Source organism: Sphingomonas sp. SORGH_AS_0789, assembly GCF_031453055.1.
GTDB lineage: Bacteria > Pseudomonadota > Alphaproteobacteria > Sphingomonadales > Sphingomonadaceae > Sphingomonas.
This window is the reverse complement of record NZ_JAVIYV010000001.1, coordinates 1919773-1937750: the sequence shown is the minus strand read 5'-3', so window position 1 is coordinate 1937750 and position 17978 is coordinate 1919773. Positions and strand designations below refer to the sequence as shown.

The 17978-nt window shown below is 68.1% G+C and carries 14 protein-coding genes and 1 other RNA gene; 9 read left to right on the top strand and 6 right to left on the bottom strand.

Annotated elements, in window-relative coordinates; genetic code table 11:
* Nucleotides 1–65: 65 nt before the first annotated feature.
* Together QE360_RS08905 and QE360_RS08900 are read right to left on the bottom strand one after the other, a co-directional pair.
* Entirely contained in the window at nucleotides 66–1169 is a 1104-nt protein-coding gene (locus tag QE360_RS08905) for a mechanosensitive ion channel domain-containing protein (RefSeq protein ID WP_309700899.1), read from the bottom strand.
* Between the two features lie 207 nt (nucleotides 1170–1376).
* Entirely contained in the window at nucleotides 1377–2069 is a 693-nt protein-coding gene (locus tag QE360_RS08900) for a hypothetical protein (RefSeq protein ID WP_309700897.1), read from the bottom strand.
* A gap of 131 nt (nucleotides 2070–2200) precedes the next feature.
* Between QE360_RS08900 and QE360_RS08895 the strand changes: the two genes are divergently transcribed.
* The 4 genes from QE360_RS08895 to QE360_RS08880 all read left to right on the top strand — a co-directional run bounded on the left by QE360_RS08895 (nucleotide 2201) and on the right by QE360_RS08880 (nucleotide 7198).
* Nucleotides 2201–2869: a response regulator transcription factor gene (locus QE360_RS08895; protein WP_309700894.1), complete on the top strand. Its 669-nt coding sequence runs from the start codon at nucleotides 2201–2203 to the stop codon at nucleotides 2867–2869.
* A 2-nt stretch (nucleotides 2870–2871) separates the two neighbouring features.
* Nucleotides 2872–4239, top strand: a complete 1368-nt coding sequence (locus tag QE360_RS08890) for a sensor histidine kinase (RefSeq protein WP_309700892.1) — start codon at nucleotides 2872–2874, stop codon at nucleotides 4237–4239.
* A 10-nt stretch (nucleotides 4240–4249) separates the two neighbouring features.
* Nucleotides 4250–5848: an alpha,alpha-trehalase TreF gene (treF, locus tag QE360_RS08885; protein ID WP_309700890.1), complete on the top strand. Its 1599-nt coding sequence runs from the start codon at nucleotides 4250–4252 to the stop codon at nucleotides 5846–5848.
* A gap of 66 nt (nucleotides 5849–5914) precedes the next feature.
* Nucleotides 5915–7198 carry an Hsp70 family protein gene (locus QE360_RS08880; protein ID WP_309700888.1) on the top strand — a complete coding sequence of 428 codons (1284 nt, stop codon included), beginning with the start codon at nucleotides 5915–5917 and terminating at the stop codon, nucleotides 7196–7198.
* A gap of 130 nt (nucleotides 7199–7328) precedes the next feature.
* Here QE360_RS08880 and QE360_RS08875 read toward each other — a convergent pair whose 3' ends face one another.
* Nucleotides 7329–9716 (bottom strand): TonB-dependent receptor domain-containing protein, encoded by a 2388-nt coding sequence (locus tag QE360_RS08875; protein ID WP_309700886.1) that lies wholly within the window; start codon nucleotides 9714–9716, stop codon nucleotides 7329–7331.
* A gap of 327 nt (nucleotides 9717–10043) precedes the next feature.
* Nucleotides 10044–12302, bottom strand: a complete 2259-nt coding sequence (locus tag QE360_RS08870) for an NADP-dependent malic enzyme (protein WP_307100826.1) — start codon at nucleotides 12300–12302, stop codon at nucleotides 10044–10046.
* 133 nt (nucleotides 12303–12435) lie between these two features.
* On the opposite strand from QE360_RS08870, the gene QE360_RS08865 reads away from it, so the two are divergent.
* From QE360_RS08865 to mutS, 3 genes are read left to right on the top strand one after another with little or no spacing between them, the layout of a single operon-like run.
* Entirely contained in the window at nucleotides 12436–12621 is a 186-nt protein-coding gene (locus QE360_RS08865; protein ID WP_309700884.1) for an antitoxin, read from the top strand.
* On the top strand, nucleotides 12600–12884 hold the full coding sequence (locus QE360_RS08860) for a type II toxin-antitoxin system RelE/ParE family toxin (protein ID WP_307100830.1): 285 nt from the start codon (nucleotides 12600–12602) through the stop codon (nucleotides 12882–12884). The genes QE360_RS08865 and QE360_RS08860 overlap by 22 nt, the downstream gene beginning before the upstream one ends.
* Before the next feature lie 14 nt (nucleotides 12885–12898).
* Entirely contained in the window at nucleotides 12899–15469 is a 2571-nt protein-coding gene (gene mutS / locus QE360_RS08855) for a DNA mismatch repair protein MutS (protein WP_309704113.1), read from the top strand.
* 338 nt (nucleotides 15470–15807) lie between these two features.
* Here mutS and ssrA read toward each other — a convergent pair.
* Nucleotides 15808–16195: a transfer-messenger RNA gene (ssrA, locus tag QE360_RS08850) on the bottom strand.
* A 36-nt stretch (nucleotides 16196–16231) separates the two neighbouring features.
* Here ssrA and QE360_RS08845 point away from each other — a divergent pair.
* Entirely contained in the window at nucleotides 16232–16663 is a 432-nt protein-coding gene (locus QE360_RS08845; protein WP_309700882.1) for an Rrf2 family transcriptional regulator, read from the top strand.
* A gap of 153 nt (nucleotides 16664–16816) precedes the next feature.
* Here QE360_RS08845 and mscL read toward each other — a convergent pair whose 3' ends face one another.
* Complete coding sequence (gene mscL, locus QE360_RS08840; protein ID WP_307100834.1) at nucleotides 16817–17269, bottom strand: large conductance mechanosensitive channel protein MscL; 453 nt, start codon at nucleotides 17267–17269, stop codon at nucleotides 16817–16819.
* A 108-nt stretch (nucleotides 17270–17377) separates the two neighbouring features.
* Between mscL and QE360_RS08835 the strand changes: the two genes are divergently transcribed.
* Nucleotides 17378–17971 carry a LemA family protein gene (locus QE360_RS08835; RefSeq protein ID WP_307100835.1) on the top strand — a complete coding sequence of 198 codons (594 nt, stop codon included), beginning with the start codon at nucleotides 17378–17380 and terminating at the stop codon, nucleotides 17969–17971.
* Nucleotides 17972–17978: the final 7 nt, after the last annotated feature.

The following is a 17978-nucleotide window of genomic DNA, read 5'->3' as shown; positions in this document are numbered from 1 at the left end:
AGGGGAGGTGGCGCGCGTAGCGCGTCGGAGGGGTGTCATCCTTTCGATAGCGGGAAACCCCTCCGTCAGGGCTGACGCCCTGCCACCTCCCCTTGCAGGGGAGGAATTTGCGAATGGTGCTCCAGCCGCCGTTTGGGCAGCGCCTCAGGCATTTCCAACCGGATATATTCCAGCAGCCCCTCGCGAATCTCGCAGCGCAGGTCGAAGGCGATCGCCGCATCGCGCGCGGTCATCAGCCCGCGTACCTCGATCGAATCGGGCTTCACATCCGTCACCTGCATGTTGAAGAAGCGCCGGTCCCAGCGCGTGCTCGCCTCGACCAGTTCGCCCATTTTCTTGCGCAGGCGGGGAATGTCGGCGGCGGGGTCGAGATACCAGAAGACAGACCCCAGCAGCTGACTGGTCTCGCGCGTCCAGTTCTGGAAGCTGTTCTCCAGGAACTTGGCGACCGGCACAACGAGCCGCCGCTCGTCCCAGATGCGCACCACGACGAAGGTCAGGTGAATCTGTTCGATCCGTCCCCATTCATTATCGATGATGACCACGTCGTCGAGGCGGATCGGCTCGGTAAAGGCCATCTGCACGCCCGCGATCAAGTTCTTGAGCGCAGGCTGCGCGGCGGCACCGACGACGAGCCCTGCGATACCCGCCGAGGCCATCAGCGTGACGCCGATGGTGCGGATGCCGGGTACGCTGAGCAGCATCAGGCAGACGGTCAGGAACACGATCAGGAAGATGCCGATCCGCCCCAATATCTGCGCCCGCGTCCGCTTTCGCCGGGCGCGCAGATTGTCCTCGACGCTGATGTCAGCGCGCAGGTAGACGACGCCCTGAAGCGCGCGCAGCCCCGCCACCGCCAGCCAGCCGAGGAGCGCGGGCACGCAGAAGCCCAGCGCCTGCCGCCATATCTCGCGCCCGTCGCTGGACATCGGGACCAGCCGCATCGCGAAGCTGACCGCGATGGCGATCGCGACCCAGCGCAAGGGTTGGCGGATATGTTCGAGGACCAGATCGTCGCTCTGGCTGGCGGTCCGCCGCGCGGCATGCCCCGCGATCCGCATCGCGACGCTATGGACCAGCACCGCGATCAGGATCGCGACCGCAATGATCGTCACATGTTGAAGCCACAGCCATTCGGCCGGAATGTCGAGCGATCGAAGCCAGCGCATGGGGTGCTAAAGGGTCAAGGGGGCGAAGGTTCCTTTTGGTTGCTGGATTCCCTTGGCCTTCGACTTCGCTCAGGCTGAACGGAGGTTTAGAGTTTGGCTCCCCTCACTCCGTTCAGCCTGAGCGAAGTCGAAGGCCACGCCCCACCCTCGCCCGAACACGAAAACGCCCCCCGACCAAAGCCGGAGGGCGTCCTCGTCAAACCCCGATCAGCGCGCCGGGCGGACCGCTCCCGTGGGGGCAGGAGCCGGAGCCCCGGCGGGCGGCGGGGGCGGCGGTACGGGGGCGCCCTGCGGGGCCAGGCCATTCACCGGGGGCGGCGGAGGCGGGGGCACGGCACCCGGGACCCCCGGACCACCCGGTGCGCAGCCACCCGGCGGCGGGGGCGGAGGAGCACCGGGGCCACCCGGCGCACCCGGACCGCCGGGCGGCGGCGGAGGCGGCGGCGGGCCGTCGCCACGCGGGCCACCAGGGCCGCCAGGACCGCGCGGACCACCCGGCGGGGGCGGGGGCGGGCCGACCGGGGTCACCGTCCCTTGCGGATTGACCAGATACTGGGCGTGCATCAGCCCGTCGTCATAGCGGCCCTGCACCATCACGTTGCTGCCGACCGCGGGCATCGCGTCACGGTCGCCGGCGACCATCGCGCGGCCGGTGGCGTCCTGTACCACGAAGCGGTCGCCAAAGACCTCGGCCACCCGCCCCTTGGCGGTGACGATGCCGCTGGTCGAGGCCAGCTTGGCGATCGGCGTCGGAATGGTCGGCGCCATGGTGACGGTCGGCCGGGTCATCGAGACGGCGGCGGCACCGCCGCCCGCGCCCAGCGTGATCAGGGCCGCTGCGGCGACGGCCAGCGGGGCCTTGCCTTGCAGCCGGGGAGTCGGGAAATTCCATCGAGACATGTTGTCCTCCTTGGTTGATGTCCCGCTTTTAGGTGATTCGCCCCGATGCCCGCTGAACCACGCGGTTCAGATTGGGTTTAAGCAATCGGCCGATAGCCGGGGTCGGTCGGGGACAAGAGGGAAAGGGGATCATGCGTATCCTGTTGGTCGAGGATGACGCCGCTCTGGGCCCCGCCATCGCGCGCGCGCTGCGGGCCGAGCATTGCGCAGTCGACCTGTTCGCCAGCGGCGTCGATGCGGGCCATGCGGGCGACACCGAAATCTATGACGCCGCCGTGCTCGACCTCGGCCTGCCCGATGGCGACGGCATGACCCTGCTCCGCCAGTGGCGCGAGGCGGGGCGGGCCCTGCCCGTGCTGATCCTGACCGCGCGCGACGGCTGGTCGGACAAGGTGGCGGGGTTCAAGGCGGGGGCGGACGATTACCTGACCAAGCCCTTCCGCGTCGAGGAACTGGTGATGCGGCTGCGCGCGCTGGTCCGCCGCTCGGCGGGCCATGCCCATCCGCGCCTGACCTGCGGCCCCCTGTCCTTCGACAGCCAGACCGGGCAGTTCGAGCTGGACGGCCTGCCGCTGAAGCTGACCGCGTTCGAATGGCGCGTCCTGTCCGCGCTGATGCTGCGCAAGGAGGCGGTCATCCCTCGGCTGGAACTGCTCGAACGGGTCTATGAGGGCGATGCCGATGTCGATTCCAACAGCCTGGAGGTGATCGTCGGGCGGTTGCGCAAGAAGGTCGGCGCGGCGCTGATCGAGACGGTGCGCGGGCTGGGCTATCGCCTGACCGCCGGTGAAGCCGCATGAGGATGCCGCGTTCGATCCATGGCCGGATGATCGTCATCTCGGGCACCGCGATCCTCGCCGCGCTGCTGCTCGCGGGCTGGGCGCTGACCAGCGCGCTGGAGGGGATCGTGACGCGCGGGCTGGACCAGCGGCTCGATTCGGAGATCGCCGTGCTCGCCGCCGCGATCGGGCCGGACGGACGGGTCGACCGGGCGCGCATCGCCGATCGTCGCGGGCTGCTGGAGCCCGAGCCGGGCTGGCGCTGGCGGATCATGGGGCCTGACGGCACGCTAGGATCGGGCGATTTCCCGCCACTCGTCACGCCGCATCCCCCCGGCCCCGGCCCCGGCCCCGGCCCGGACGAAGCCGGTCGTTCCCCCGCCCCGCCGCCACCGAGCCCCGCCATCCAGGGCCCCCGCCCCGCCGAGGGTCGGACCGAACAGGGCGTGCGCGTCCATGCCCGGCAGATCGCCATCCCCTCCTCGCGCGGGCCCGTGACGATCACTGCCGCCGCCCCGCGCGCGGTTGTCGCACAGCCGATTCGCGCCGCGCTGGTCCCGTTGCTGGCAATGCTGGCCGGGCTGGGGGTGTTGCTGGCGGCGGCGAGCCTGATCCAGCTGCGGCTGGGTCTGCGCCCGTTGCGGCGGCTGCGCGATCAGGTGGCGGCGATCCGGGGCGGCACGCTGAGCCAGGTCGATGAGGACCAGCCCGCCGAGCTTCGCCCGCTCGCGGTCGAACTCAACGCGATGGCCGCCGATGGTGAGCGCGCGCTCGCCACCGCGCGCGCCTCCGCCGCCAATCTGGCGCATGCGCTCAAGACGCCGGTCGCCACGCTGGCGCTCGATCTGGCGGGCGATCCGCCCCGCGCGGCACAGGTCGCGCGGATCGATGCCACCATTCGCCATCACCTCGCGCGGGCGCGGGTCCAGAACGGGGCGGTGCGCGCCGCGACGGCGCTCGCCCCCGCGATCCGCGACCTGACCCATGCGATCGGGCGGCTCCATGCCGATCGCGGCATCGCCCTGTCCGCCGACATGGCGGACGATCTGGCGGTGGCGATGGACGCGCAGGATCTGGACGAGGTCGCGGGCAATCTGATCGACAATGCCGCCCGCCATGCCCGCACCCGCGTCCTGATCGCGGCGTGGGCGGAGGAACGACAGATTCGCCTGACCGTGTCGGACGACGGCCCCGGCATCGCCGAGGCGGATCGGATTCGCGCGACCCAGGCGGGGGCGCGGCTGGATGAGCGGGGCGACGGGCATGGCTTCGGCCTGTCGATCGCGCGCGAACTGGCCGAGCTTCATGGCGGGCGACTGATCCTCGACGAAGCGGCGGGCGGCGGGCTGGCCGCCACCGTGCTGCTGCCCCACGCCGCCCGCACCGCCTAGACAGGAGAGCATGATGATTCCCCGCCCCGCCCGCCTTCGCCCGATATGCCTGCTCCCCATGCTGGCCCTGCTGCTCCAGGCGCAGACGCCGGTTCCGGTCGCGCCGCCCTCGCCCGCCGACATTTATGGCCCGCTCTTCGCCGCGGTGCAGGAGGCGCAGGTCTTTCCCGACGGCAAGACCTTCGCCGATGCGGTGCCGCGCGAAGAGCCGCAGGCGATCCTGGCCGCCTATGCGCGCGAGAAGCCGGTGGACAAGGCGGCGCTGGCGGCCTTCGTCCACCGCCATTTCTCGGTGCGCGGCGACGAGGCAAAGGCCCGCCCGCCGCTGCGCGCGCGTATCCGCGACCTGTGGCCCGTGCTGGGCCGCGCGCCCTTCGCCGCGACGCCCGGCTCCTCCGCGCTGGGGCTGAACCGTGGCTATATCGTGCCCGGCGACCGGTTTCAGGAAATCTATTACTGGGACAGCTATTTCACGATGCTGGGGCTGAAGGCCGATCGCCAGGCACCGCTGGTCGAGGCGATGCTCGCCAATTTCGTCGATCTGGTCGAGCGGTACGGCCATGTCCCGAACGGCACGCGCAGCTATTATCTCAGCCGCTCGCAGCCGCCATTCCTGGCGCTGATGATGGACCTGTCGGACGATCGCGACCCGGCGCTGGCGAAGCGGCGGCTGGCGGCGCTGATCCGCGAGCATGACTATTGGATGGCGGGGGCGGACTGTCTGAATGCCTCCGGCACCTGCCGGCATGTCGTGCGGATGCCCGATGGCAGCCTGCTGAACCGCTATTGGGATGCGCGCGATACGCCGCGCGACGAGAGCTGGCGCGAGGATCGCGAAACCGCCGCCAGGGCCGCGCCCCGCCCCGCCGCGATCGTGCAGCGCGACCTGCGCGCGGCGGCGGAGTCGGGCTGGGACTTCAGCTCGCGCTGGCTGGGCGACCCGATGCGGCTGGAGACGATCCGCACCACCGATATCGTGCCTGTCGACCTCAACAGCCTGTTGTGGATCGGCGAAACCCGCATCGCCGCGCGGGCCAGGACCGCCGGGGACAACGCGACCGCGCAGCGTTTCGCCGCGATGGCGACGCGGCGAAAGGCGGCGATCGACCGCTATCTCTGGGTCGCCGGGGAACGGCGTTTCGCCGATTGGGACCGGGTGGCCCGGCGCCCCACGGCGGCACGCACCGCCGCCTCTCTCTTCCCGCTGTTCGCCGGGCTGGCGAGTGCCGAGCAGGCGCGCGCGGTCGCCGCATCCACCCGCACCACGCTGGTCGGCGAAGGCGGGCTGCGCACCACCAATATCCGGTCGGGCCAGCAATGGGATGCCCCCAATGGCTGGGCGCCGCTGCAATGGATCGCGGTCGAGGGGCTCGGCCGCTATGGCGAACAGGCGCTGGCCAGGGACATTGCCCACCGCTGGATCGCGACCGTCGCGCGGACCTATGCCGAGACGGGCAAGCTGCTGGAGAAATATGATGTCGAGGAACGGCGGCCCGGCGGCGGCGGGGAATATCCCACGCAGGACGGGTTCGGCTGGACCAACGGGGTCACGGCGGCGATGCTGGAGCGCTGGCCGGAACTGACCCCTTCGGATGGCGCGCCCCGATAAGGGGTTCATACGGAGGCGCGAACAAAAACTCTCCCCCCGCCCCGGACTTCGTGTAGCGGACCCCGCATGACCGACATTCCGCACGCCGTCCTGGGCATCGACTTCGGCACCACCAACTCGGTCATCGCGCGTGCCGAGGGCGGGCAGTCGCATCTCGTTCCCCTCAAGGGGCCGAAGGACGCCGATCCGGTGTTCCGTTCGGCGCTGTGCTTCTGGGAGGATGACGGGATCGCGGTCGAGGCGGGGCCCTGGGCGATCGCCGAATATCTCGACTTTCCGGGTGGCAGCCGCTTCATCCAGTCGTTCAAGTCGGTCGCCGCCTCGCCCGTGTTCGAGCATGCGACGGTGTTCGACAAACGCTATCGCTTCGAGGAACTGGGGCGCACCTTTCTCGACCGGATGGCGGCGCATGGCGGTGGCGCCCTGGACGGCAAGGCGGCGCGGATCGTCGTCGGGCGGCCGGTCGAATATGCCGGGCACCGCCCCGACGAGGCGCTCGCCCGCCAGCGTTACGACGCGATGTTCGCGCGGCTGGGGGCGGAGATCCACTATGTCTATGAACCGCTGGGCGCGGCGTTCAGCTATGCCTCGCGGATCACCGAGCCCGCGACCGTGTTGGTCGCCGATTTCGGCGGCGGCACCAGCGACTTTTCGATCGTCCGCATCGCCGCGCCCGGCGCCGAACGCCGCTGCGAGCCGCTGGGCCATGCCGGTGTCGGCATTGCGGGGGACCGGTTCGACCAGCGGCTGATCGATCACCTCGTCCTGCCGCTGCTGGGCGCGGGCGGCCAATATCGGTCGTTCGACAAGGTGCTGGAGATTCCGCGCGGCTATTTCGCCGATTTCGGCGACTGGTCGCGCCTGGCGCTGATGCGCAACCGCAAGACGCTGGCCGAGCTGGAGAAGCTGCGCCGCGCCGCGCTCGACCCGGAGGCGATCGGGCGGATGATCGCGATCATCGAGGAGGAGCAGGGATACAGGCTCTACGACGCGGTCGGCCGGGTGAAGCGCGACCTGTCGGCGGCGGAGGAGGCGCGGTTCCGGTTCGAGGGCGGCGGCCTGTCGATCGAGGCGGGTGTCAGCCGGAAGGATTTCGAAAGCTGGATCGCCCCCGATCTGGCGCGGATCGAGCAGGCGGTCGACCGGGCGATGACGGCGGCGGCGACCGGGCCCGAGCGGATCGACCAGGTGTTCCTGACCGGCGGCACCTCGCTGATGCCCGCGATCCGGCGGATGTTCGAGATGCGCTTCGGCGAGGGCAAGATCGCGACCGGCGGTGAACTCACCTCGATCGCGCATGGCCTGGCGCTGATCGGCGAGCAGGCGGATATTGCCGCCTGGGCGGTGTAAAAGCCAACAAAAGCCCCTCCCGCAGGCGGGAGGGGTTGGGGAGGGCAAGCCGCAAGCGATGGTCTCGGTGAGACTCCTTGCCCTCCCCCATCCCCTCCCGTTTACGGGAGGGGAGCATCATACGGATAGGTTAGAACCCCTTCTTCAGCGTCACGAACCACTGGCGCGGCGCGCCGGCGAGCAGCGTCTGGTTGTCGCCGCTGGCGGTGAAGCCGTTGGTGCCGATGGTCGAGATATAGCGCTTGTCGGTCAGGTTGGTCACGCTGCCCTCGATCGAGAAGCCGCCCCAGGCCGCCGGGAAGCGATAGCCGATGCTGGCATCGACCAGCACGCGACCCGCCACCGACTGGTCGTTCAGATAGGTGAAATAGCGCTTCGACATGTAATCCGCGCCGACCCGGCCGAAGAACCGGCTGTCGTCATAGACCAGCTCGCCCTTGACCATGTTCTGCGGCGTGTCGACGACATAGCGGCCCTTTTCGGCCAGCAGGTTGCCCGAACCGTCGCGCACCGTCTGCTGATAGGTCGCATGATTGTACGAATAGCTGGCCAGCGCCGAAAAGGCCGGGGTCAGGCGGTAGAAGGCCGAAACCTCCGCGCCATAGCTTTCCACGCCACCGACATTGTTCAGCGTCGGCGGAATGCCCTGGATCGCGGTGCCGACCGAATAGGTCAGCAGGCGATCGGAGAAGTCGATATAATAGCCGACCGCCGACAGTTGCAGCCCGCCGGTGCGATAGCGCAGGCCGCCCTCGGCCGTCTTGGACTTTTCGGGGCGCACCGTGTTGGCCACGGCATTGAACGCCGCCTGGCTGATCGAGAAGGGCGGCGCGGTCGCGGCGGCGACGAAGGCGCGCATATTCTCGGTATAGCTGGCGAAGACCTCCGCCTGGTTGCCCAGGTGCAGCACCGCGCCGATCTGCGGCAGGAACCAGTCCTGGCTCTTGATCCGGCCGCGCGCCAGCGTGCCCGCCAGCACATTGGCCTGGTTGCGCACGCGCATCCCCTTCCAGCCGCCGTTAATGGTCAGCTGGCCGATGTCGAGCGTGTCGCCGACCGAATATTGCAGCGTCTCGGTGTCGTACTTGCCGTTCCACGCGGTCGACATCGGATTGCTCTGATAGTCCAGCGCGTTGCGGTTCGGCGTCGCGGTATCGGTCATGCCATAGAGGCGACGTGCCTGGTGCAGCGTGTTGCTCTCATACCAGCCGGTCAGCGCCAGCGTGTTGGCGCCAGTGGCCAGCGCCAGCTTGGCGATGGTCCCCGCGCGGTCGAGGCTGTATTCGGTCGTGCGGAACGACAGCGGCGCGGGGTTGGTGATCGGCGTGCCGTCGGCATTGGGCGCGCCCAGCGTGGTCGGGCTGTAGGGCGTGATCCACGACCCCTGTCCCTTGTTATGATGATAATAGCTGGTCGAGGTCAGCGACAGGCTGTCGGTCAGCTTCGCGTCGAAGGTCACGCCGCCCAGATAGTCGCGGCGCAGACCCGCCGCGTCATAATAGCCATCGTCCAGCGTGATGCCGCTCGGCAAGCCGATCCCGACCCCGGCATAGGGCGCGGAAAAGCCGTTCAGCGAACCGTTCGCCTTCTGATAGGCCGCCGCCGCCGCGCCGTTGGTCGCCTGCTTGGCATAGAGGATCGCCAGCGGATAATTGTTGCTGATATTGTCGTTGAAATAGCCGCGACGCTTGATGATATCGAGGCTCAGGTCCTGATAGTCGTTCTCGCGACGGTCGGAGAAGTTGAAGAAGCCGGTGATCGAGCCGCGATCGCCGAAATCCTTGACAATCTTGGCATTGGCCTGATGCTGACGCTGGCTGCCATAGCCCTTCCACTTGTCGGTGGTCAGATAGGCATAGCTCAGATAGCCCTTCAGCCCGCCGCCCAGGTCGCCGCTGTCGACACGGATGAAGGCGCGCGCGGTATCGTTGCTGCCATAGGTGCCCGACGCGGCGATCCCGGCGGTGTCCGACGGGGTGCGGCTGGTGAACTGGATGGTGCCGCCCAGATTGCTGGTCGAGGCGGTGCCCAGCGCGCCCGCGCCCTGCGCGACGCTGGTCGAGGCGATATTCTCCGAGATGATCGCGCGACTGATGTGCAGGCCGTTGGTCGGGCCATAGCTCATATCACCCAGCGGCACGCCGTCCAGGGTGAAGCCCAGCTGGTTCTGGTTGAACCCGCGCAGCGAGATCTTGGTCGACCATTCATAGGCGCCGAAGGGATCGGCCGACTGGAAGTTCACGCCCGGCAGCTTCGAGATCGCCTTGAGCGGCGAGGTGCCAGGCGTCAGCCGGTCGAGGTCGGCGGCGGTGACGGTCTGGACCTGGCGGCTCTGGCCGAAGCCCAGCACCACGACGTCACCCGAATTGCCCGACTGATCGGTATCGGTCGTGCTGGGGTCGGCGACCACCGGGTCGCTCGCCGTGCCGGTAACAGCGGCCTGCGCGGGCAACCCCTGCGCCGCGACGCCGGGTGCGATCAGCGCGACCGTCGCAACACCGACCAGATACTTCACCATGATGTTTCGCCCCCAAATGGCTCGTTAACCCAATGAGGCGGGCGCATGGGACCGGCGCGTGACATCATGGCGACAGCGTAATGACCGGTTTGTGACGGCCTGCCGTTGTGGCTTTGCGGTCACGTACTTTTCCTCCCCTGCAAGGGGAGGGGGACCAGCGAAGCTGGTGGAGGGGTGTCACCACTTGCGAGGATGGCGGAACCTCGCACAGCGGGACACCCCTCCGTCAGGGCTTCGCCCTGCCACCTCCCCTTGCAGGGGAGGAAAAAAGGGGGCCGGACAGCCTATGCCGCCCAGCCCCCCTTTTGCTGTCCTAAATGCCGAGGATCAGCGCGCGATGCCGCCCGCCGCCAGCACCGCCAGCGTGACCAGGTCACCCGCGGTCGAGGTCATCGGCGCGATCTGCACCGGCTTTTCCATGCCGATCAGCATCGGGCCAATCATGCTGTCGCCGCCCAGTTCGCGCAGCAGCTTGGCCGAGATATTGGCCGACTGGAGACCCGGCATGATGAGGACGTTCGCCGGACCCGACAGGCGCGAGAAGGGGAAGTTCGCCATCTGCTTGGGGTTCAGTGCGACGTCGGGGGCCATGTCGCCTTCATATTCGAAACCGACCTGCCGCTTGTCGAGCTCCGCCACGCCGTCGCGGATATTGTCGATCCACTGCCCCTCGGGATTGCCGAAGGTCGAATAGGACAGGAAGGCCACGCGCGGCTCATGCCCCATGCGGCGCGCCACCGCCGCGGTGCGCTCGGCGATGTCGGCCAGTTCCTCGGCGGAGGGGCGTTCGTTGACCGTGGTGTCGGCGATGAAGACGGTGTGGCTCTGTCCGACGAGCAGGTGGATGCCGAACGGCACCTTGCCGTCGACCGGATCGATGACCCGGCGGATCTCGCGGAAGCTCTGCGCATAGGTGCGGGTGATGCCGGTGATCATCGCATCCGCCATGCCCAGTTGCAGCATGACCGAACCGAAGATGTTGCGGTCCTGGTTGATCAGCCGCTCGGCATCGCGCTTCAGGTAGCCGCGCCGCTGGAGCCGCTCATAGAGGAAGTCGACCATCTGCGGCACCATCTCCGAGGTGCGGCTGTTATGGACTTCATATTCCTTGGGGTTGGTGACGCCCAGCGCGGCCAGACGGTCATAGACGTCGTCGCGCCCGACCAGCACCGGAATGCCGTAACCACCTTCCTTGAACGCGATGGCGGCGCGCAGCACGACTTCCTCTTCGCCCTCGGCGAACAGCACGCGCTTCGGATGCGCCTTGGCGCCCTCATAGGCCAGCGTCAGGACCGAGGTGGTCGGGTTCAGGCGCGCGCGCAGCTTCTGGCGATAGGCGTCCATGTCCAGGATCGGCCGCGTCGCCACGCCCGAATCCATCGCAGCCTTGGCTACTGCCGAGGGGACCAGCTCCATCAGGCGCGGATCGAACGGCGCGGGGATGATATATTCGGGGCCGAAGCTGTGCTGCGTGCCGTAAGCCAGCGCCACTTCCTCCGGCACGCGCTGGCGCGCCAGTTCGGCGATGGCGTTGGCGGCGGCGATCTTCATCTCGTCATTGATGCCGGTCGCGCGCACGTCGAGCGCGCCGCGGAAGATGAAGGGGAAGCCGATGACGTTGTTGACCTGGTTCGGATAGTCCGACCGCCCGGTCGCGACGATCGCGTCGGGGCGCGCCGCCTTGGCGAGTTCGGGGCGGATTTCCGGTTCCGGGTTCGCCATCGCGAAGATGATCGGCGAGGGCGCCATGTCCTTGACCATCTCGGGCTTGAGCGCGCCCGCCGCCGACAGCCCCAGGAACACGTCGGCGCCGTGCAGCGCCTCGGTCAGGGTGCGACGGTCGGTGACGGCGGCATGCGCCGACTGCCACTGGTTGATGTCGTCGCGGCCCTGATAGATGACGCCGGTGCGGTCGCACATGATGACATTGTCGTGGCGGACGCCCATCGCCTTCATCAGCTCGGTACAGGCGATCGCCGCCGCGCCCGCGCCGTTGACGACGACCTTGATCTCGTCCAGCCGCCGCTTGGTCAGCAGGCAGGCGTTGATGAGACCCGCCGCGCAGATGATCGCGGTGCCGTGCTGGTCGTCATGGAAGACCGGGATGTTCATCCGCTCGCGCAGCGTCTGCTCGATGATGAAGCATTCGGGGGCCTTGATATCTTCCAGGTTGATGCCGCCGAAGCTCGGCTCCATCAGCTCGATCGCATCGATGATCCGGTCGACATCCTCGGTCTTCAGCTCGATATCGATCGAATCGACATCGGCGAAGCGCTTGAAGAGCACCGCCTTGCCCTCCATCACCGGCTTGGAGGCGAGCGCGCCAAGATTGCCGAGGCCGAGGATCGCGGTGCCGTTGGAGATGACCGCGACCAGATTGCCCTTGGCGGTATAGTCGTACGCCGTGGCGGGATCGTCGGCGATGGCCAGCACCGGCACCGCGACGCCGGGCGAATAGGCCAGCGCCAGGTCGCGCTGCGTCGCCATCGGCTTGGACGCGATGATCTCGATCTTGCCGGGCCGTCCCTCGGAATGGAACAGCAGGGCCTCGCGCTCGGAGAACTGATCGGTGGGTTCGTCGGTCATGCGCGCGGCCTTCGATGCTGTGGATACTAAGGACGCTACGGCTCTTGAAGGTTTCGGACACGGCTGACAACCCTGTCACGCAGCCCTTTTGCCGCCCTAGGCAAGTCCGGGCATCAGCCTTATACATTGATCCATGGAGCATGAGCCGGGCATTTTCGAGCAGCGTGACGAGGCGGCGGAAGCGCTGTCGCTGGAACGCGCTCGGGCGGATTACGCCGCCGGGCGCTATCATGACCACGCCACCGTTTCCGCCTGGCTCCGCACCTGGGGAACCCCGAACCGCAAATCGTTTCGCGAATGGCTCAAGTCGTCTGGCTGAACGAGGCCCTCGACCAGCTCGATCTCATCGTCGCCTATCTGGAAGCCTTTGATCCCGAGGCCGCCGCTCGAATCGCGCAGCGACTCGTGGATCTCGGCGAAAGCCTGCGAGACTTTCCTCGCCGTGGCCGTCCCGCTGCGGATGGCACCCGCGAGCTGGTGACGGTTCCTCCTTACATTCTCAGCTATGACGTGAACGGCGACATCGTATCGATCGTCGGCATCCGCCATGGCGCACGCAATCTGGATTCCCGCCCCCAATGACCACCCCCACCCCGATGATGGCCCAGTATCTGACGCTGAAGGCCGAGGCCGAGGATTGCCTTCTCTTCTATCGCATGGGCGATTTTTTCGAGCTGTTCTTCGACGATGCGCGGATCGCCTCGGGCGTGCTCGACATCGCGCTGACGTCGCGCGGGGAGCATGGCGGTGAGAAGATTCCGATGTGCGGCGTGCCGGTCCATGCCGCGACCGCCTATCTGCAACGGCTGATCAAGGCGGGTCACCGCGTCGCCATCGCCGAGCAGACCGAGACCCCCGCCGAGGCCAAGGCGCGCGGCGGGTCCAAGGCGCTGGTCGCGCGCGGCATCGTGCGCGTCGTCACGGCGGGCACGCTGACCGAGGAAGCGCTGCTCGACGCCAAGTGCGACAATTGGTGCGTCGCGATCGGCGAGGCGGGCGGCGCGGTGGCGCTGGCCGCCGCCGACATCTCGACCGGGCGGTTCGTGGTGATCGACGTGAAGCCCGATGCGCTGGGCGCCGAACTCGCCCGCCTGGCCGCCGCCGAGGTGGTCGCGGCCGAGAATGCAACCCATGCCGAAGCGGCCACCACGCTACGCCCTTCCGCCACGTTCGACAGCGGCCAGGGCGAGGATCGGCTCAAGCGGCTCTACGGCGTCGCCACGCTGGACGGGTTCGGGCAGTTCAGCCGCGCGGGGCTCTCGGCGGCGGGCGGGCTGGTCGCCTATCTCGACCACACCGCCAAGGGCGCGCTGCCCTTCCTGCGCCCGCCGGTATTGATGCAGGCGGCTGGGGCGATGGCGATCGACGCGGCGACGCGCGAGAGCCTGGAACTGACCCAGACCGCGAACGGCCAGCGCAAGGGCTCGCTGCTCGACGCGGTGGACCGGACGGTGACGGGCGCAGGCGCCCGTGCGCTGGCCGGGGATATCGGCGCGCCGCTGATGGACCGCGACGCGATCGAGGCCCGGCTCGACCTCGTGCAGCATTTCCATGACGATGCCGCGCTTCGCGAGCGGCTGCGCGCGGCGCTGCGGGCGCTGCCCGATATCGGCCGTGCGATCGGGCGGATCGCGGCGGGGCGCGGCTCTCCCCGCGATTTGGGGCAGTTGCGCGACGGGCTCGACGGGGCCTGGGCATTGTCCGAACAGTTGAGCGACGGCCCTCCCCTGTTGCGCGAGACGACGCCGCGCCTGCGCGGGCATGGCGAACTGATCGACCTGCTCCGCCGCGCGCTCGTCCCCTCGCCCCCCATCGAGGCCAGCGAAGGGGGCTATATCGCGGCGGGCTATGACGTCGCGCTCGACGATCTGCGCGATGCGGGCGCAGGCGGCCGCCGCGCCATCGCCGCGCTGGAGGCGGAGTTCCGCCAGAAGACCGGCATCACCGCGCTGAAAATCCGCCACAATGGCGTGCTCGGCTATCATGTCGAGGTGCCCGCGCGGTCGGCCGATGCGCTGATGAAGCCGGATTCGGGCTTCACCCACCGCCAGACGCTGGCGGGCGTCGTCCGCTTCAACACGCCCGAGCTGCACGAGGTCGCCAGCAAGGTCGCGCAGGCCGGTGCCCATGCGCTGGCCGCCGAGGCCGCGCATCTGGAGGAGCTGACCGCCGCCGCGCTGGCCTCGCGCGAAGCCATCGCCGCGACGGCGGACGCGCTCGCCCGGCTCGACGTGGCGAGCGGGCTGGCCGAACGCGCGGTCGAGGGCGGCTGGGTGCGGCCCGAACTGGTCGACCATAGCTGCTTCGACGTGACGGGCGGCCGCCATCCGGTGGTCGAGGCGGCGGTGGCGCGCTCGGGCGAGCGGTTCGTGGCCAATGACTGTTCACTGTCGGAGGCTTCGCGGCTCTGGCTGGTGACGGGCCCGAACATGGGCGGCAAGTCGACCTTCCTGCGCCAGAACGCATTGATCGCGGTGCTGGCGCAGGCCGGCTCCTATGTCCCGGCCACCCAGGCGAAGATCGGGCTGGTCGACCGGCTGTTCAGCCGGGTCGGCGCGTCGGACAATCTCGCGCGCGGACGCTCCACCTTCATGGTCGAGATGGTCGAGACCGCCGCGATCCTGGCGCAGGCGACCCCGCGCAGCTTCGTCATCCTGGACGAGGTCGGGCGCGGCACCTCCACCTATGACGGCCTCGCCATCGCCTGGGCGGTGGTGGAGGCGATCCACGAGGATAATCGCTGCCGGTGCCTGTTCGCGACCCATTATCACGAATTGACCCGGCTGGCCGAACGCTGCGAGGCGCTGTCGCTGCACCATGTCCGCGCGCGCGAGTGGAAGGGCGAGCTGGTCCTGCTGCACGAGGTGTCCGAAGGCCCGGCGGATCGCTCCTATGGCTTGGCCGTCGCACGCCTTGCGGGCATGCCGCCGATGACGGTCGCGCGGGCGAAGGCGGTGCTTGCCAAGCTGGAGGCGGGCCGCGCCAAGACCGGCGGGCTGGCGGCGGGGCTGGACGACCTCCCCCTCTTCGCCGCCGCCGCGCAGGCTGAGGAAGAACAGTGCGACGCGATCCGGGCCGAGGTGGAGAAACTGGACGTCGACAGCCTGTCGCCGCGCGAGGCGCTGGATGCGCTGTACCGGTTGAAGGCCCTGGCGCGGGAGGGGTAAGCCGCTCCCGTCTTCCACCCCGGCCGAGGCCGGGGTCCAGTTGCGGTGCATTTCCGGAGGCGCAAATGGGTCTGCCTTCCCCGCACCGTCTGGCGCACCATCGACTGGGTGGAACCTGGGCCCCGGCCTCCGCCGGGGTGCGGGAATGGAGGCATTCCCACCCCCGTTCAGCCTGAGCGAAGTCGAAGGCCACGCCCCATCGCCCCGCCGCGAGCGTCGCCCGTGCCCTTCGACTTCGCTCAGTGCGAACGGACGTTGGGAGAGCAGCTGACCAGCAAGCATCCACCCGCCGCCTACCCCAAGGCCCAGGAAGATTCGGCTCACCCGAAAATTCGGAAAGTGGGGAGCTTCTGTTGCCCGGTGCTCCCCGTACCGCTGGAATCCGATTCTGTTGCCCGGTTCGGTCCAACCGCGCTATTTTGGAGTAATCTCAGGCCGTGAGGCCCTCAATTACGCCGCAATCGCGAGTGCTTCGTTATCGTTGGCACTTGTGTGTATGGGCCGTTGCGGTGGTCCCATTCCGAACGAAAACAGCGCTTTTCAACACACGTCGATCCTGGTTCGGCCCCGTCAGAAACGGTGTCCAAGTACACCACCTTTTATGGTGGAGCCGCCGGGTACTGCCCCCGGGTCCGCTGCGTCTATTACTCGCCGCAGTTTATCGTCATAGCCGGGTGAAACCCGGCACGAAGAGATATAGTTAGCCATGCGCGTTTACGCAAATGCCTTTCGCTCGCCCCATTTTGGGTCCATGGAAGCGCCATGTTGACCCAGCGGTCCCGTTATGCGTTGCGCGCGATGCTGTTCCTTGCGGAAATGCCCGTCGAAGGGCCGCCGACCTCGATGACGCGCATCGCGGCCGAGGCGAATGTGCCGCGCAAATTCCTGGAATTGATCCTCGCCGATCTGAAGGGCGCGAATCTGCTCGACAGCCAGCGGGGCAAGATGGGCGGGTATCGCCTTGCGCGCCCGGCGCATCTGATCTCGCTGGGTGACATCATCCGCACGATCGAGGGGCCGCTGGCGCTGGTCCCCTGCGTCAGCCGGACCGCCTATCGCCCCTGCAACGACTGCAAGAGCGAGGCGGACTGCGCCATCCGTCATGCGATGATGCGCGTGCGTGACGAGACGGCGCGGATTCTCGACGGCACCAGCCTGGCGGATGCCACGGCCAGGAAGCTGGCAGCGGCGTAAGCCCCCCCTAACCGCGCCACCCCGGCGAAGGCCGGGGTCCAGTTGCGGTAGAAATCGCGACGATGGGACGCCTTTGCCTCCCATGCAACGGCGTCCCGCACCACGAACGTGGTGGCACCTGGGCCCCGGCCTTCGCCGGGGCGGCAGGTCGACTCAGGAACGCCGCGCGCGCAGTTCGTCGCGGATCTCGCGCAGCAGCGCGATATCGGTCGGCTCGGCCTTGGGCTCTTCGGCCGCCTTGGCCTTTTCCTTCTCGAAGAGCGTCGTCGCGCGGTTCACCGTGCGGACCAGCAGGAAGATGATGAAGGCGACGATGACGAAATTGACCGCCTGGGTCACGAACGCGCCGTAACCGAGCAGCGGCACCCCCGCCTTCTTCAGCGCGGCATAATCGGTCAGCGAGCCCGTATAGCTGGCGGGGATCGGCCCCATGCGCAGGAAATAGCTGGAGAAATCCAGCCCTCCGAAAATCTTGCCGATCACCGGCATCAGTACGTCGTCGGTCAGCGAGGTCACGATCTTGCTGAACGCCGCCCCGATGATGACCGCCACCGCCAGGTCGAGGACATTGCCCCGCGCGATGAAGGCGCGAAATTCTTTTAGCATCGCCAACTCCCTCCGTTCGATGAGCGTTACGCCTATCGTCGCTTTTCCCCTTCGCCAAGCGGGGTCGGCGTCTTATATGGATCGGACAGTTGACGGAGGAATATTCGAATGCGTCGTCCCGTTCTTGCCCTGACCCCGGTCGTGATGGCCGTCGCCCTGTCCGGCTGCGGCATGAACAGCGTGCCCACGGCGGAGGAAAATGCGAAGGCGAAATGGGCCGACGTCCAGGCCGCCTATCAGCGCCGCGCCAACCTGATCCCCAACCTCGAAGCGACGGTGAAGGGCGCCGCCGCGTCCGAAAAGGCGATCCTGACCGATGTGGTCAACGCCCGCGCCAAGGCGACCTCGGTCCAGGTCAGCGCCGACGACCTGTCCGACCCCGCCAAGATGCAGCAGTTCGCACAGGCCCAGGGCCAGCTCAGCGGTTCGCTCGGCCGGCTGCTCGCCAATGTCGAGGCCTATCCGAACCTGAAGAGCCAGGACAATTTCCAGACCTTCATGAGCCAGCTCGAGGGCACCGAGAACCGCATCAACATCGCGATCCGCGATTATAATGGCGCGGTGCAGGAATATAACACCCGCATCCGCACCTTCCCCGACGCGATCGGCGCGAAGGTCTTCTACGGCGCCAAGCCGATCACCCCCTATCAGGCGACGACGCCGGGGGCCGAGAATGCGCCCAAGGTGAATTTCGGCAGCTGATCGGGCG